Here is a 14952-nt window from a genome sequence, read left to right on the forward strand (position 1 = left end):
AGGGCCCGGCTGTCACCGGCATGCGGCATGATCGGGGGGTGACCGCACCCACCGCACCGCGCCTGATGCTGCTCGACACCGCCAGCCTCTACTTCCGCGCCTACTTCGGCGTGCCGGATTCGCTGCGCTCGCCGCAGGGCGAGCCGGTGAACGCGGTGCGCGGGCTGCTGGACTTCATCGCCCGCCTGGTCCAGGACCACCGGCCGGACCACCTGGTGGCCTGCATGGACGCCGACTGGCGCCCGCAGTGGCGGGTCGATCTGATCCCCACCTACAAGACCCACCGGGTGGCGGAGGCCGCGACCGCCGGCGAGGAGGAGGTGCCGGACACCCTCGCCCCACAGGTCCCGGTGATCGAGCAGGTGCTGGACGCCATCGGCCTGGCCCGGGTCGGCGTCCCCGGCTACGAGGCCGACGACGTGATCGGCACCCTGGCCACTCACGCCACCGGCCCGGTCGAGATCGTCACCGGCGACCGGGAGACTGCAGATTCCCAACCTGCGCGCGTCCTGATCGTGACAGGGGACAGAGACCTCTTCCAGCTGGTCGACGACGCCCGCGGCGTCCAGGTCCTCTACCCCGTCAAGGGCGTCGGCAACGCCGAGGTCATCACCGAGGCCGCCCTCCTCGACAAGTACGGCGTCACCGGCCCCGAGTACGCCGACATGGCCGCCCTCCGCGGCGACCCCAGCGACGGCCTCCCGGGGGTGAAGGGCATCGGCGAGAAGACCGCCACCCAGCTCATCCGCGACTACGGCGACCTCGCCGGCATCCGCACCGCCGCCGCCGACCCCCTCTCCAAGCTCACCCCCGCCCGCCGCAAGAACCTCCTCGAAGCCGCCGCCTACCTCGACGTCGCCCCCACCGTCGTCCGCGTCGCCACCGACATCCCCCTCCCCGATTTCGACCCAGCGCTGCCGAGGGAGCCGCTGGACCCGATGGCCTTGGAGGAACTCAGCGCCCGCTGGGGCCTCGGCACCTCCCTCACCCGCCTCCTCGACACCCTCACAGCCACCCGCTGAGAACGGAGCCACCGGCCCTCTCCAAGCAAGCTCCCCCGTACGCCCTGGAATGCGCCTCTGCTCCCACAGGACAGTTGCGGCAAGCGGGCGCAACGGTTTCGAGCTGCACTACGACTTCTGAACCGGCCTCCAAGTGCCATCTGGCCAGACCCCAACTCCATGAACTTGACCTGCACATATACCTCTCATGAGCTCTCGCTGTCACTCATCTCTCCTCGCCTCTATGTGAAATGGCGACGCTGGAGGCTGACTGCGGATCAGCAAGGTGAAGCAGACCGTGGGGCTGCTTCAATGCTTACGAAGCGTGATAGACCCTCATGTGCGCTCACCGCACCCCGTCCAACACAGTCACTGCGATCGCAACCCATTGGGTCTTCGGCCGCGGCTACCGCCGAGTGTCACATGGCTCGTCCTGGAGGTCCTCAACGGCCCTGGAAGATGCGGCCGAGCTTGCAGCACCACTTCCGAGCGGTGCCAAGCACACCAGGGAACCCGGCAAGGCACTGCGAATTCTGAACGAGCCCGTCAGGCGGCAGAGTTTCGGTCGGCAACCGCGCTATTGTTCATTGGCCTGCGAAAACGAGCAGCACCGTGGAAGGGTGTCGCTCATGAATCCAGGTGCAGCAGCAAGTTACGGGGCGTTGTTCACGGCTACAGTGCGCCCGGCACGGGCCGTCTACCTCATTGCAGAGGCAAGCGAGGAAGGATTCCGGCGCGCTGTACGGGAGGCTTGCAGCCGGTGGGCCGGGGCGTGCGAAGTGGTTGTTGAGGTCGGGCCCGACGGCTCTATCAGTGACGAGCACCGCCGGGTGGCCGAACTGGCTGGGCCAGAAGGAGCGGTGAATGTCGACGCCTCGGTTGAAGCGGCAACGACGGCGGCCGAATCACTCGGGTTGGAGCTCGTGCCTTCGATCGAACACATCGACCAGGTGGGGTGGACCGCGTTCTCCTGCAACCCTTCGGTTCTGGGGCTGCCTTCAACAGTGGACGGCACCAACGGCCATGTGATCGCCTCGGCTAACGGAAGCCTGTGGCAGGCGACCGCGGCGGGCGACTTGAGCCATGAAGCCGAGCAGGCTCTCCACTGGGAGAGCCTTGTGGTGCGCCGGCCACGTTCACCTGACGAGATCGGCCGCGCGCAGCTGTGGCAGCAAACCTTGCTGGACCGCACGGTGGCGCACTTCGGCGAGAACACGGCTACCGGGATCGCCAATGGCCCCACAGTAATCTGGCTGACCAGCGATGACGGCGAGCTGGCGGACTGCCTGGCGTTCTGGAATGTCCGGGCCTTGCGTCCACTGCGCTTCGCAACAGTTCCCATGTATTTGTTGCCGGCCACGCAGCTAAAGGACTGGGTGGGATTTCCGGAACAACTCGCCTCCCAACTCCGACGCTTGGACGAGTTCTCGGTGGATGTCGTCATGACGAGCCGGAGCCTGGATTTCACCGTACTGGACGAAGTCGCCGCCTACCTCGGCCTCCACAAGCCGGCGGAGGAAAAGCTCGTGCTGAAGCAGGATCTCCCGCGAACCGAGAGCCTGCGCATCGCACCGTTCACCTACCTCAACCGCCGGAATGCGACTTTCTTGTCGTCCTTCACTCGGGTGTACGGGGAGCAGTGCTATGTCGATGTCCCAGTGATCCAAGACAAGATCACCTTGCGTTTCACGAGTCCCGTTCCGTTCAGTTCTACGGTCAACGTTCTCATCGGCTTCGAAGGGGCTCCTTTCGCGGCTCTCCCGAAGACCGACTCCGTGGCCCGGCTTGTCGACAGGAACGCCCGCTGGCGCAACGGTGCCATCGAGCTGGCGACCTTCGTGCGGCAGGAGTGCCGGTTGGAACTGAACGTTCCGACCTTGGCCTCGGCAGGGGCAGCACTTCTCGCTGAACGAACGGAACGGTATGAGGTGTCCGAGAAGGGCGCCGTGGGAGTCGGGCTCACGGACGATGCCGCCATGTCGGTGCTGAGCGCCCCAGGGGTCCTGGAGAGCATTCAGAGACTCACGACGCCGCGTACCGAGCACATGGCGAAGGCCCTGCGAAGGCTCTTGCCGAACACGCAGGAGGATCTGAGTGACGCGGAGCGGGAGTTCGTGGAGCGGTGGGGCAGCCGGAGCGAACGCGTCTTCAAGAGCTCGGCCAGTATCGGACACGGAACGCCTGCGGATGCTGCCGACAGGTTGGAGCGTCTCGCCAGCATCGGTTGGGTCGAACGCGGGCTGACCATCAAGTGCGCCGCGTGCGGGATCAGCAGTTTCCTCCCGCTCTCCCGTGTGCCGGAGCGAGGCCCGGCCACGTGCCCTGGATGTGACACCCTCGGCAGCTACGTCGGCTCAGCTCACGGTCCCACACTGTTCTACCGACTCGACTCCCGCATCGACCGGGCCAGCGACCAAGGCGTACTACCCCACCTGCTGACGATCGCGGCTTTGAGCCGGAGGTTCGAGCGCAGCTGGTTCCTGCCGGGCCTCGATCTGTGGTTTCCCGGACAGTCCAGGAAGTCGGAGGCCGATCTGTTCGGCATCGCGGACGGCAAGGTCATCACAGGCGAGGTCAAAGCATCCGGTGCCTCGTTCACCGAACCTGGACAGATCGAGAAGGACCTCCACATCGCCGCCGGGCTCAACGCCGACATCTACGTCATGGCAGCGACCACCCCCATCCCCGATGATGCCCGATCGCTGGCCGAGGCCCGGTCCGAAGAGAAAGGGATCGAAATCCTGATCATGGGGCCGGCCGAACTGCGCTTGTAAGACCGTCCAGCTCTGCTGCAGCCGAGCGTGCCGTGTTCGCCCAGAAACGCGGTACGCCAGCGCTGACGGTCTCCCGCCGCCCTGCCCTGGCTGACACCGAGTTCGAGAACACCGAGGTGGTTGAGCCAGGGATCAGAGTCAGCGGGGGGACTCTCCGATGTACGCGGTTCGCATTCGGATCTGATTGATCGTTTTCATAGCCCCGGGCACTGGGACCGCCTGGGTGGAGATGACCTGGGCGCCTGTCTCCTCGGCAGCTTTCGCGATGTCCCGCAGGACGGCGTGAACAACCTCGTTGGCAATGCCCTGCTGGAACGGGTTGTCCAGCATCAGCAGTCCGGGATACGGGCAGTCACCGTCCATGTCCTTGGCGAGGAAGAGCAGAGCTCTGCTGTAGGCGAGGAAGAAGAGCACCGTGGCTTCTGCCCCGAGGGCTTGGTGCCAGGGCCGAGTGCCCACGTAGAAGGTCAGGTCGTCGGCGCTGATCGCCACGTTGCCGTCCACCCACACGTCGGCGCGGTGACGGTCGAGGAACTCGTTCATCCTCTCGGCGAACAGGGCGCAGCGGTCGATCGGCGTCTTGCCGGGACGGGGTGCGTCATCAGCCTGACGCTGGTGGTACTCAAGGCGTCGGGCTGCCGCCGCGGTCGCTTCGGTGGCGGCGGCCTTGCGGGCGATCATCTCGTCCACGGCGGGCAGCGCCGTGAGCTTCTGCTGCAGTCGGGCGATTCGGGCCGCCATCTCTTCGAGTGTCGTCACGAACGGTGCGAGACGGGCGGCACGCTCGGTGTTCAGCCGTGCTGCGAGTTCGTGGTGGTGGTCCTGGGCCTGCTGACGATCCGTCCTGGCTTGTCCGAGGTCCCGGCGGGTGCGGGTGATGGCCTCTTCGAGGTCTTCGTCCTCGGCGGTCAGTGACCGCTGTTCCAGTTCCCCGCGGCGCCGGCGCTGGTCGTCGGTCACGGGCTGCGTGCAGACGTAACACGTTCCCTCCGGGTGGTCCCGGTGGATGTCGATCTTCTGTTCGCAAGCGGGGCAGAGCCGTACCGGCAGGCTGCCGAAGACGTCCACCGAGGCGATCAGCCGGTCCATGCGAGAGATCTCGGCCTTGACGGTGTTCTGGGACTGGACGTGAGCCGCAAGGACCTGTTCGAGGTCGGCGATCCTCTCGGCTGTCTGGGCGAGTTCCTGGGTCGCCCGCTCGTACTGGCTGGAGAGCGTGGCGTCGTAGCCCGGTGTCGTGCCCTCGGGGCGGCCGGGGGCCAGGAGGAGTTCGATCTCGCCGGTGAGACGGCGGCGCTGCTCGTGGACGGAGTCGAGTTCGGCTCTGAGGTCGGCCCGGACGGAGTCGATCTGGTGCTGGGTCCGGGCGATGGGGATCTGCAGGTTCTCGCACACCGCGGCGACGGCCCGGTCCGTGCTGTCGTGGACTTCCCGCTCTGCCGCTTGTGCTTGGAGGAGGTTGCGCTCTGCTGCCGCGAGGGCGAAGTCGTTGTTGTCGTAGCGCGTGGGGGCGAACCCGAGGAGATAGCTGATGACCGCTCGCCGGAGGTACTCGTGCTCCTTGTCCGCGAACCGGATCCAGGAGTCCTCGTTGCGATGGATGTGGCGCAGCACGCTGCGGAAGCTGAGGGGTACGAGCTCGGTGGCGGTCGCGGCACGGATGCCCTTGGGGACGTTGATCCTGGGCCAGCCGAGTACGTGCAGGATCCGGTCGGAGAACTCGGCGACGGGGAATTCGTTGCCGTTCACCGTGACCTTGCCCCGGTGTCCGTACTGCAGGTTCCGGCGGATCTCGGTCGGATTCCCGTTGACCGTCAGCTCGGTGATGATCTCTACGTACTCGTCGGCGACCGCCGCCTTCAGGGCGTCGGCGGGGCTGTCCGGGTCGCCGAGGCAGTAGTCGATGGCCCTGAGCGTGGTGGTCTTCGAGCTGTTCCTGACGCCCTGGATGATGTTCAGGCCGACCGTGTTGAAGTCGTACCTGTCGATCTCGCCCGAGGTGTGGACCAGGGTGACGGCATTGACCTGGAGGCCGGGCCGGGAGGGTGCCGTGGGCTCGGTCATGGCCTGATCTCCTGGTGGTAGGCGAGTTCTGCGACCTCGGCGGGGAAGAGCCGGTAGACGAGGTCCTTCAAGTCGGTGCCGGACCAGTCGGAGAGGTTGCCGCGCATCGCGTGGCAACGCGTGACTATGGGGCGGAACTCCTCCATCGCCGCCAAGGTGGCGGCGGCCTGCTTCCCCTTGGCCGTCAGGCGGACCCGTTCCGGTTTGTGGCTCGTGGTGACGGTGATGAGTTCGCGGGCTGCGAGGAACGCCAGGAACTGCCGGTAGCGGGGATCCCAGGGGCCGAAGCGGTAACGGATCATCGGTGCCTCGACCTCCTCCGGCATGGACGCGCGGAAAGCCGTTTCGTGGTGGACCTCGTCCGCGAGTGCTCGGTGTGCGCGTTCCAGGAAGACGGGGTAGCGGAGGAAGAAGTCAAGCTTGGCAAGCTTGGTGCGGCCGGCGATGTGCGGTCCGGGCTGGCTACCGCACTCGGCGAGCAGGAGGAGCAGCCGGGAGGCGTGGAAGTCGGGCGAGTCGTCCGGGTCCCAAGGCCGGTGGAGCGGCGGGATGGCGCTCCTGCCGATGCTAGGAGGCATCGGCGTACCGGTTCTGGCAACGGGCGGTGATGTCCGCGAGGACCGCGTGGGCTCGGGGCAGGGTCACGGCCCCGCTGCTTACCGCTGGGAGGTTCTCGACCCTGGAGAGGGTCTCGCGGTACGCCTCCGATCCTGCCGGGATTCGACCGGTTCGGCGCTCGGCCATAACGCGAGTGCAGATCGCGAATACCTCGTCAGCGAAATCGTCCATCTGCTCACGCGCCGAACCAACGCTATCCCGCCGGGCCTTGTTGTACCTGAGGACGCTTTCCTTGTGCACCTCCGCTTCCTCCGCCGAAACCCCGGCAACCGCGAGCTTGTCCGCGAGCTTCATCAACGGGGCGGTGGTTCCGTCCTGTCGTCGACCTGTGGACTTCGTAATGGCCCACAGGAGCATGTCGCGGAAGTCTGCTGCCGACACGGCACACGATTGAGGGGCCATCGCATCGCGGGCGATGCGTACTCCCAGCCACACCATGATGTCCTCGACCTCGGTGGTCAGCGGCGCCTGTCCGAGGTGACTGCCCACGATCGGACCGAGTCTCCGTATCGCACGGTCTTCCACCTCCTCGATGGTCCTGCCCTCGACCAGGACCTCAAGGCGGTCAACGCACCAGCCGATGTCGCGCTCGTTCGGCAGGACGACGCCACGGAGCCGCTTGACGATGTCCTCTCGGGTCTCCGGCGGGACAGGACCCCGGGGCTTGCCGCGTTCGGTGACGAACACGTGGAAGTCGGCGTGCGGGCTCTCGTTGACGATGAAGGTGAAGCGGGCGTTGTCAGAGAGGGGTTTGCCGAGGAACAGCTTTCCCAAGTAGCTGCTTTCGGGGTTCTTCTTCAGCTGAGGCATGCACACGCCAGCGACGCTGTGGCGTTTGCCGGCCTCTTCGATGGTCTTCACCTGACGGTAGACCGGTGCGTCACCGTCGACGCAGACGATATCCTCCTTATCCTCCCAGGAGATCTGCGTCCACATGCCTTCATGCATGTCGAGGCAGTCGAGGAGGGTAACCGCGTCCTGGTACGCGAAGCCGCGCCGGCTTCGGCGCCCGCCGTCAGCTGGCGCCGAAGACACCCGTACTCCGCCCTGCTGCAGGAGGCCACATCGAGACAGCCATTGACTGCGTTGGCCAACGACGCACCAACACCACCCCTTAGATGATCCGTTGAGGATCGGCCAAGTAGACCATCGGGCGACAGAACGTGGCAACGGTTGTGACGGGTACCCGTTGCCAATCCTTCACAAGTGCCTGCCTCCTCATGCACAGGTCAGTCTGGCTCGGAGGAGCCACCACCGGTCCTGTCGCTGGAAGGCCTTGGGCTTGATCTGCTTTGACGAACACCCCTAATCCATGGGCTTCGACCCCGGAGGGATAATGTCCATGATGGAGAGCACGGGGAAGACGCCACACCCTCGCCTCTCGTTCGCTCCAGAGTTCAAGACCGGGATCGTCGAGTTGTGCCGACGAGGTGGCCACCAGGTCGGTCAAGTCTCCAAGAAGATGTTCGCCGACAAGCTCTTGCGGAGATTCATCTCAAGGCGCACCGATTCCTGCTCCACTTGCTTGACACCGACTCCGCGCTGGTGTCCTCGGCAGCGGAGCGGATCGTCGACAATTGAAGCCCTGACCGGCAGACGGCGGGCGTCAGCGCAAAATGTCGTAGATCTCGTCGAGGGCGTTCGGGTTGACGCTGCACCAGGCCCAGGTGCCACGGTCTGCAGATTCGATGGAATCGCGGCGACGAAGGGACGGTTTTCATGCCACTCACGTCTCGATATTTATCGTTGCTTATCGGGAATTCTCAGTCGTGAAGACAAGGGGTTTCCGAGCTGGGCTTTTGTAGCTAGAGTCACGGCTAGAAAGGGCCGCTCGCTCTTCTGATCAAAGTTGCTCCCGGCTGCTGCGGAGCAACGGAACCGATCCCCATCGACTCCCTGGGATGCCGCCCCTGTGATGACCCGTGAACCTCGTGCTGCTCACGCCGACGCGCCGCTCGCGCAACTGCTCCGCTCGCGCCCTGGCTACGTGCCACCGACCGTTGGCGATCGGGTGGTCGTCGTCGCAGACCTGCTGGCACCCAGCTGCCATCCGCGCGCGGTGATGAACCTGATCCGGTTCGTTGGTGACTGGCAGCCGGACCGGGTGGTTGTCATGAGCGCCAGCCAACCCAGTTCGACTCGTAAGCGCTCCGAATGCACCACGAGCGCCCTTGCCCAGCTGCGCGCCGTCTACTCAGGAGACGTCGTCATCCAGGCCGGGGCTGGAGCAGGCGGAGACTGCCACGCAGCCGACCCCTGTCCATGCTGGCCGGCAGTCATCTCCGATCTGAGCCTTGCGGTCGTCGCAGGAATCCACCCGGTCGCACCGGGGTGGCTGAGCCTCAGCGCGACCGGCCCTGGTGCCAGTCGCTATCCGGGCGCGCTCGCCATCCTGCTCGCTCGCGGGTTCGGAGGCTCCATCACCTGCAGTGGAACCAGCGGCCTCGCACTGATCGGAGAGATCCCGGCCGACGATCCGACGGCCGACACTCTCTGGGGCTTCGAAATCGGAACGGTTCGCCGCACTGCAACGTCGACAGCCTCGTCGTTCCGCCCGGCGATGGGCTTCGGAGTGGTCGACTCCACGACCGACGTCACCGTGCCCATCGCCATGCCGATCTCGCGCAGTGGGGCGTTCGCGTTCGACGGAGTCACCTACGCCGCAAAGCGGCCAACCTATGCAGCGGCACTCGGCGCCCCGGCGGCCCGTACAGGAAGGGCATGCCCCCGGCTTACCCGCTTCCATTTACCGGAGATCAGACCACAGCGGGGAGGATGCCGCGCGGCCAATGGCCGAGCCAGAACACTGCCGTGGACGGCTCGGGTTGGTCCTCGGTCGAGCCGTCGTGGGGCAGCAGTTCGGTGGGGGCGATGTAGCCCTCGCCCGGGGCCAGTCGGATGCGGAAGACGCGCAGCGGCTGCCGGCCGGTGACGTAGGCCCGCAGGTCGTCGGTGTGGGGGTAGCGGCTGGCAGGGTCGGCGTAGAGGGTGCGGCAGATGGTGCGGATGTCGAGGTCGGCGAGCAGGAGGTAGCGGGTGCCGGGGCCGAGGTTGAAGCACAGGCGCCGTCGGCCGGTGTGCTTGGACTCGTAGTCCAGGCGGTCCCAGTTGTCGACGTGCAGTCCGATGCGGCGGCCGTCCTGGTAGTTGGGAGTGGTGGTCAGGGCCTTGGCGGGGCTGGCGGCCTGACCGAGGTGAACGGCGTCCGGATCTCCGAGCGGGTCGGCCAAGGCCGCCAGGCTCGCGGGCACCGGACCGTCGGGGAGCTTGACCAACTCGACCAGCGTGTCGTCGGCGGTCTGGGCGCTGGGCATGAGCCGTGCGGCCAGGTCGGCCGTCAGGGGTTGCCAGGGGCCGGCCGGAAGGACAGCCCCTGGCTCGTACTCCGGCTCACTGCCGGCGATGCGGACCCCGGTGGTCTCGCAACGGGCGATGAGGGCGGCGGGGTCGGTGTGGGCGATGGCGAGGTTCAATCCGGGCTCCTCCCGGTTCGGGTCACCGGTGCTGGTTCAGGGTGTCGCCGAAGGTCACATCCAGCTCCGCGATCAGGGCTTCGGCGAGCTCGGCCTGCTGGGACCGGTCGATGACCACCTTGGCGAGGTGGGCGACACCCCGCAGCGAGGTCAGGTCGTTGCCCCGCAGGTCCAGGCCCTGGTACTTGCCCCGCCCGAACTCCGCCAGCCGCAGCGTGCACGCGTCCAGGACCACTCCGGTCAGGTCGCAGCCGGTGAACAAGGCTTCGGTGAGCGCGCACTTGGAGAACGAGACCGGCCCGGTGGCCCGGACCTGCTCGAAGCTCGCATAGTCGAGCTTGCAGTTCTCGAAGAGCACGTTGTCCAGGGCCACGCCGGTGAGGCCGGCACCCATGATCTTGCAGTTCCGGAAGACGACGCGGGACAGCTTGCTGTCGGCGATGCGGGCGGTGGCCAGGTCGCAGGTGTCGAACTCGACGGAGTCCAGGCGGACCTTGTCGAGCTGGACGCGATCGGCCCGCAGCCCCCTGACGCGGCCGGTGATGAGGCTGGTGTCGGACAGGTCCAGGTCCCGCAGGTCGGCGTCGCCGTACTGGAAGTCCTGGACGATGCCCCGGGCGGAGTCCAGGGACGCGACGTTGGACAGGTAGAGGCCGGGCTCGTCCAGGGTGGGCAGGGTGACGGTGACGCGGCCGAAGGTGATGCTGTCCACGGGTGGGGCTCCGCTCTGTCGGGCCGGGCCCGCACCGCGCGGTGCGGGCCCGGGTGCTCAGGTGGTGCTACTTGCTGGTCTTGTTGTCCCAGGTCGGCCGGTTGTCGAACGACGAGCCGACGTTGTCCCAGGTCGGTCGGTTGTCGAACTTGGCGACCGCGATCGGGTGACTGGACGTCAGGTCGGCAACCACGGGGGAATCAGTGACGGCCAGCAGTTCGAGGATGGTCATGCTGCTTGCTCCTCTCGGACGGTATCGGACAGTGCGGTGACGAGGGCCTGCCTGGACACGCGGCAGTAGTTGGTTTCGGTGGTGTCCAGGCGCCCGTTCTCGAAGTAGCGATTGCCGGCCTGGGCTCCCCGACAGAAGCCGAAGAACTCGCACCGAGCCTCGCACTCGTCCAGGCCGGTCAGGAACTCGCGCACGTACCGCAGGTGGTGCGCGCGGTCCAGCATGGAGCCGATGGTCAGCTCCAGGACGTTGCCGACCCGGAAGTCGTTGTATGCCGGGTCTCTGATGCCGGCGAGCTCGGGCGAGAGCAGGACCACGTCCCCGGCAGCGGAGACGGTTGGGATCGGGTCGATCAGCGCGTCGTCCCACGCGGCCAGACCCGTTGCACGGGCGGACCGCAGGTAGCTGCCGAGCCGGTCGACCTCGCGGACGGTCAGCTCGCGGTGCCGCCTCGACCAGGCGATGGCGCGGCGCCAGAACTTGCGGGCCTGTTCGACGGTGGGCACCGTCCGGCTGGTGTTGACGCCCTCGGTCTCCTCCATGTTCAGCCCGAAGCTGTGGCATCCCAGGCCCGCCATGAAGTCCAGCAACCCTTCTGGGTCGAGAATGCTCTCCGCGCTGACGACTGCGATCGCGGAGAACCGGACCCCGTGCTCCCGAAGGCACCCGATGCCCTTCATGATCCGGTCGAAGGCCGGACGTCCGGCCCAGTCGACGCGCTGGCGGTTGAGGGCGGCCGGGCCGTCGATACTCACCCCGATCCGGAACCCGTATGCGGTCAGGAAGTCGCACCAGGCCGGGTTGATCAGCACCGCGTTGGTCTGCACCGAGTGCTCGACCAAGCCGGCCTGCCGCAGCGGCTCGAACGGGGCCAGCAGCTCGGCCAACCGCTGCCGCCCCACGGCCAGCGGCTCGCCCGCGTGCCACAGGATCTCGATGGGCGAGGAGGTCGTGGTGTCGGCGAACTCGGCAATCGAGCGGGCCACCGCCTCAGCGACCGCCACCGGCATCGGTGTGCGCCGGCCTCGGTCGGGCAGGTAGCAGTAGGTGCAGTTGAGGTTGCAGAAGCCGTCGGGCTGCACGACCACCGTGTTCGGGCGGCGGGCGATGCGGCGCCGGTATCGGGCCAGGGTCTGCATCGTGCTGGCTCCTCGCTCGGTCAGAGGGATTCGGTGGCCGGGTCGGCATCCGGCGCGCTGGCCGCGGTGAGCGGCTGGTACTGAGGCGGCTGGTGCTCGACCAGGTAGCCGAGCAGACCGAGCACGACGAGGTGGCCGGGTCGGCGTCCGGCGCGCTGGCGGCGGTAAGCGGCTGGTACTGAGGCGGCTGGTGCTCGACCAGGTAGCCGAGCAGACCGAGCACGACGAGGTGGCCGGACACCACCGGGGCCTTCAGGGCGTCGCCGAGCAAGGTCACGGTCGGGGTTGCGGTGCTGGGCGCTCATGCCACGGCCCCAAGTTCGGCGTGAACGGTCTTGCCGTTCGGCAGTTGGTCAGCGCCCCAACGGCCGCCGGTGAGGTGGTGGACCAGCGCGATACCCCGACCGCCCTCGTCCTGCCCGTCGGCCTTGACCATGACCGGCAGGATGCGGCAGCCGTCGGTGACACGGATCTGGACCGCCTTCTCGGTGAGCCGTTCGATCTCGACCCGCATCCGCAGCCGACATCCGGTCTTGGCCGCGTTGGTCGCCAGCTCCGAGACGATCACCTGGGCGTCCTCGACCAGGTGCTCCAGGCCCCAGACCGCAAGCTGCCCGCGCACCAGCCGACGAGCGGCAGACACGGACTCGGCCCGATAAGGCAGGTCCACGCCGACCGACTCGGTACCGCTGGTGGCTGCGGTCACGGCAGCCGTTGGCTCGGCTCCCGAAGGCATGCCAGCAGTGAGGGCCATGGCGAAACTCCTGGTTGGAGTGTGGTTGAGGGTTGGCCGGTGCCAGGCTCGGAACACAGGACGGGCCTGACACCGGATGCCGTCCCCGAGAGGAGGACGACCTCGCGTAACCAGTGAACGACCGTCAGCTACGGGCCGGTGAGGCAAAGTACGAGTGCCTCTGGTCCGGGTGCGACCGGAAAACTTGACCGCCTCATTACCCGACCCCCTGCACACCACGTCACACCACGTCACACCGCAACTACGTTGATCGCATGGTGGCCAACGTCGCACTCCGCCTCCGGATGGCCGAACGCCGCATGACGAAGGCAGAGTTAGCCCGCGAAGTGAACGCCGAGGTCGAGATCCTCACCGGGAAGCTCGGCACGGTGTCAGAGCGCACGGTCCACAACTGGCTGACTGGTCAGACCCGTTGGCCGCCTGCGAAGATCCGCCTTGCGCTCACGGCAGTATTCGACTGCCCGCCCGAGGAACTGGGCTTCGTCCCCACAGGACGGGCCCGAAGCAGCACATCGGAGGAAGACGTGAGGCGACGCGACTTCGTAGCAGCCGCCGGAGGCACCGCCGTGGCCGCACTCACGGGCGCCGCGGCCGGACCACGTCGGATCGGGATCGGCGACGTCCAACAGTTGCAGGCCCGCTTCGCCGAGGTCGTCGCCAGCGACCACCGCCACGGCGGTCGCCTCAGCATCGAAACCCGGGCCGGCCAACTGGCCGACGAAGCCCTCGCCCTCCAGGAGCGCGGCACCGCTACCCAGCGGATCAGAGCTCAGCTGTACGCCAGCGCGGCCTCCTTCATGTCGAGCGCGATGTGGGCCGCCATCGACGGCCGCCGCTTCGACGCCGCTCTCCAACACCATCAGAAGGCCGCCTCCCTGGCAGCCATGTCCGGTGACTCGTCCATCCAGTTCCGCATCTGGTCCCACGCCGGCAGCCTCTACCGCCATCTCGGCCGACCCGGCGACGCGCTCGCGGCCAACGACGTGGCACGCAGCCTGCCCATCTCCCGGCGCGACCCGTTGTTCGCCTCCCTCGGACACGCCCGCCACGCGGCCATCCACGGCCTGACCGGAGACACCAATGCGGTGCGACGCTCCCTGGGGCACGCGCAGGAGGCCCTTGACCGAGCCGACTCCGGCGCTTCCCGCCCACTGTGGATAACAGCCTTCTACTACCAGGCCGAACTCGACTCCCTGGCCCTCGCCGCCTACCTCTCAGCCGGCAGTTGGGAGGAAGCGGAAGCTCACGCGCACCGCAGTATGGCGCTTCGCCGGGGCGCCATGCAGCGCTCGCACGCGATCACCACCGTCCGCCTCGCCCACGCCCAGCTCGGCCAGGGCGACCTCGAACCCGCTGTCGTCACCGCCATGTCGGTCCCGGCGGAGGTCTCCGCCCACCCCCGCGTCACCGGCATGCTGAACGCCTTCGGCGCCAAGCTGAGCGACCTGGCCGATGGCAGCAACCTGGCCCGCTCTTGGGCCGAGTACGCATACAACGCCAGGAGGACCACCGCGTGACGATCGAGCTCCGCCACCACACCGACCTCATCGCACAGGCCCGCCAGGACCTGCTGGACGTCTACTCCGACGTGCGGGCACCCTTGCTGCACCTGGCCAACTACCGCGTTCAGACATTCGCCGAGCGCCTCGACCGGCACGCCGCCGAGCCCGGCTTCGAACTCGTCCTCGGCTACGACGGCGACGTCCCGGTCGGCTACGCCTACGGCAACACCGCCGACGCCGACGACCGGTACTGGAAGCGCATGACCGAACCGCTGCCCGACGGCTTCACCGACACCCCCGTGCTGATCATCAAGGAGATCGGCGTCCGCACCCCCTGGCGCGGTACCGGTACCGCCCGCCGCATCCACGACGAACTCCTCGCCCACCGCGCCGAGGACCGCGTCACCCTGATGGTCAATCCACTCGCCGGGGACGGCAAGGTCCAGGCCCTGTACGAGTCCTGGGGATACCAGGCCATCAACAGCCAGCAGCCCTCGCCTGACTCGCCCCGGCTCACCGCCATGGTCCGCCCACGCTGACTCCAGCGCAGGAGCGCTGCAATGTCCAGCGTGATCGGGCGCGAGCCAGCTACGTAGCCATGGCCGGCTTCCTTCTGCACCAGGTGCGAGACCTTCTCGGACCCCTTGACCACGCTGACGCGTGCACCGACAACGGCTCTGAGC

Annotated in this window: 12 protein-coding genes; 4 read left to right on the forward strand and 8 right to left on the reverse strand. The window is 67.2% G+C overall.

The features are described 5' to 3' along the window. The first annotated feature begins 65 nt into the window (after window positions 1-65). Entirely contained in the window at window positions 66-1022 is a 957-nt protein-coding gene (locus ACFYS8_RS00580; protein WP_387636763.1) for a 5'-3' exonuclease H3TH domain-containing protein, read from the forward strand. An 839-nt stretch (window positions 1023-1861) separates the two neighbouring features. Next, window positions 1862-3775 (forward strand): hypothetical protein, encoded by a 1914-nt coding sequence (locus ACFYS8_RS00585; protein WP_387633826.1) that lies wholly within the window; start codon window positions 1862-1864, stop codon window positions 3773-3775. Between the two features lie 138 nt (window positions 3776-3913). On the opposite strand, the gene ACFYS8_RS00590 is transcribed toward ACFYS8_RS00585, so the two are convergent. The 8 genes from ACFYS8_RS00590 to ACFYS8_RS00625 form a co-directional block, all read right to left on the reverse strand. Then, complete coding sequence (locus ACFYS8_RS00590) at window positions 3914-5839, reverse strand: hypothetical protein (RefSeq protein ID WP_387633828.1); 1926 nt, start codon at window positions 5837-5839, stop codon at window positions 3914-3916. Beyond that, on the reverse strand, window positions 5836-6417 hold the full coding sequence (locus ACFYS8_RS00595; RefSeq protein WP_387633830.1) for a hypothetical protein: 582 nt from the start codon (window positions 6415-6417) through the stop codon (window positions 5836-5838). The genes ACFYS8_RS00590 and ACFYS8_RS00595 overlap by 4 nt, the downstream gene beginning before the upstream one ends. After that, complete coding sequence (locus ACFYS8_RS00600; protein WP_387633832.1) at window positions 6407-7492, reverse strand: dsDNA nuclease domain-containing protein; 1086 nt, start codon at window positions 7490-7492, stop codon at window positions 6407-6409. The genes ACFYS8_RS00595 and ACFYS8_RS00600 overlap by 11 nt, the downstream gene beginning before the upstream one ends. Window positions 7493-9213: 1721 nt before the next feature. Continuing rightward, the gene (locus ACFYS8_RS00605; RefSeq protein ID WP_387633834.1) at window positions 9214-9930 is read right to left on the reverse strand and encodes a hypothetical protein; all 717 of its coding nucleotides are present in this window, start codon (window positions 9928-9930) and stop codon (window positions 9214-9216) included. A 22-nt stretch (window positions 9931-9952) separates the two neighbouring features. Further along, the gene (locus tag ACFYS8_RS00610) at window positions 9953-10642 is read right to left on the reverse strand and encodes a pentapeptide repeat-containing protein (RefSeq protein ID WP_387633836.1); all 690 of its coding nucleotides are present in this window, start codon (window positions 10640-10642) and stop codon (window positions 9953-9955) included. A 67-nt stretch (window positions 10643-10709) separates the two neighbouring features. Beyond that, window positions 10710-10874 carry a multiple cyclophane-containing RiPP AmcA gene (amcA, locus tag ACFYS8_RS00615; protein WP_387633838.1) on the reverse strand — a complete coding sequence of 55 codons (165 nt, stop codon included), beginning with the start codon at window positions 10872-10874 and terminating at the stop codon, window positions 10710-10712. Further along, window positions 10871-12013, reverse strand: a complete 1143-nt coding sequence (gene amcB, locus ACFYS8_RS00620; RefSeq protein WP_387633840.1) for a cyclophane-forming radical SAM peptide maturase AmcB — start codon at window positions 12011-12013, stop codon at window positions 10871-10873. Before amcB ends, amcA begins: the two co-directional genes overlap by 4 nt. A 301-nt stretch (window positions 12014-12314) precedes the next feature. Beyond that, complete coding sequence (locus tag ACFYS8_RS00625; protein ID WP_387633842.1) at window positions 12315-12767, reverse strand: ATP-binding protein; 453 nt, start codon at window positions 12765-12767, stop codon at window positions 12315-12317. Window positions 12768-13021: 254 nt separating this feature from the next. Between ACFYS8_RS00625 and ACFYS8_RS00630 the strand changes: the two genes are divergently transcribed. Together ACFYS8_RS00630 and ACFYS8_RS00635 are read left to right on the forward strand one after the other, a co-directional pair. Continuing rightward, complete coding sequence (locus tag ACFYS8_RS00630; protein WP_387633844.1) at window positions 13022-14284, forward strand: helix-turn-helix domain-containing protein; 1263 nt, start codon at window positions 13022-13024, stop codon at window positions 14282-14284. Further along, window positions 14281-14808 (forward strand): GNAT family N-acetyltransferase, encoded by a 528-nt coding sequence (locus tag ACFYS8_RS00635; protein ID WP_387633846.1) that lies wholly within the window; start codon window positions 14281-14283, stop codon window positions 14806-14808. The genes ACFYS8_RS00630 and ACFYS8_RS00635 overlap by 4 nt, the downstream gene beginning before the upstream one ends. Window positions 14809-14952: the final 144 nt, after the last annotated feature.

Source organism: Kitasatospora sp. NPDC004615, from assembly GCF_042873545.1.
GTDB lineage: Bacteria > Actinomycetota > Actinomycetes > Streptomycetales > Streptomycetaceae > Kitasatospora.

What these genes read in the sequence shown, in the direction of transcription:
- ACFYS8_RS00590 (WP_387633828.1), bottom strand. Translation starts at nt 5,839, where the DNA reads ATGACCGAGCCCACGGCACCCTCCCGGCCCGGCCTCCAGGTCAATGCC.
- ACFYS8_RS00630 (WP_387633844.1), top strand. Translation starts at nt 13,022, where the DNA reads ATGGTGGCCAACGTCGCACTCCGCCTCCGGATGGCCGAACGCCGCATG.
- ACFYS8_RS00625 (WP_387633842.1), bottom strand. Translation starts at nt 12,767, where the DNA reads ATGGCCCTCACTGCTGGCATGCCTTCGGGAGCCGAGCCAACGGCTGCC.
- ACFYS8_RS00595 (WP_387633830.1), bottom strand. Translation starts at nt 6,417, where the DNA reads ATGCCTCCTAGCATCGGCAGGAGCGCCATCCCGCCGCTCCACCGGCCT.
- amcB (WP_387633840.1), bottom strand. Translation starts at nt 12,013, where the DNA reads ATGCAGACCCTGGCCCGATACCGGCGCCGCATCGCCCGCCGCCCGAAC.
- ACFYS8_RS00580 (WP_387636763.1), top strand. Translation starts at nt 66, where the DNA reads ATGCTGCTCGACACCGCCAGCCTCTACTTCCGCGCCTACTTCGGCGTG.
- amcA (WP_387633838.1), bottom strand. Translation starts at nt 10,874, where the DNA reads ATGACCATCCTCGAACTGCTGGCCGTCACTGATTCCCCCGTGGTTGCC.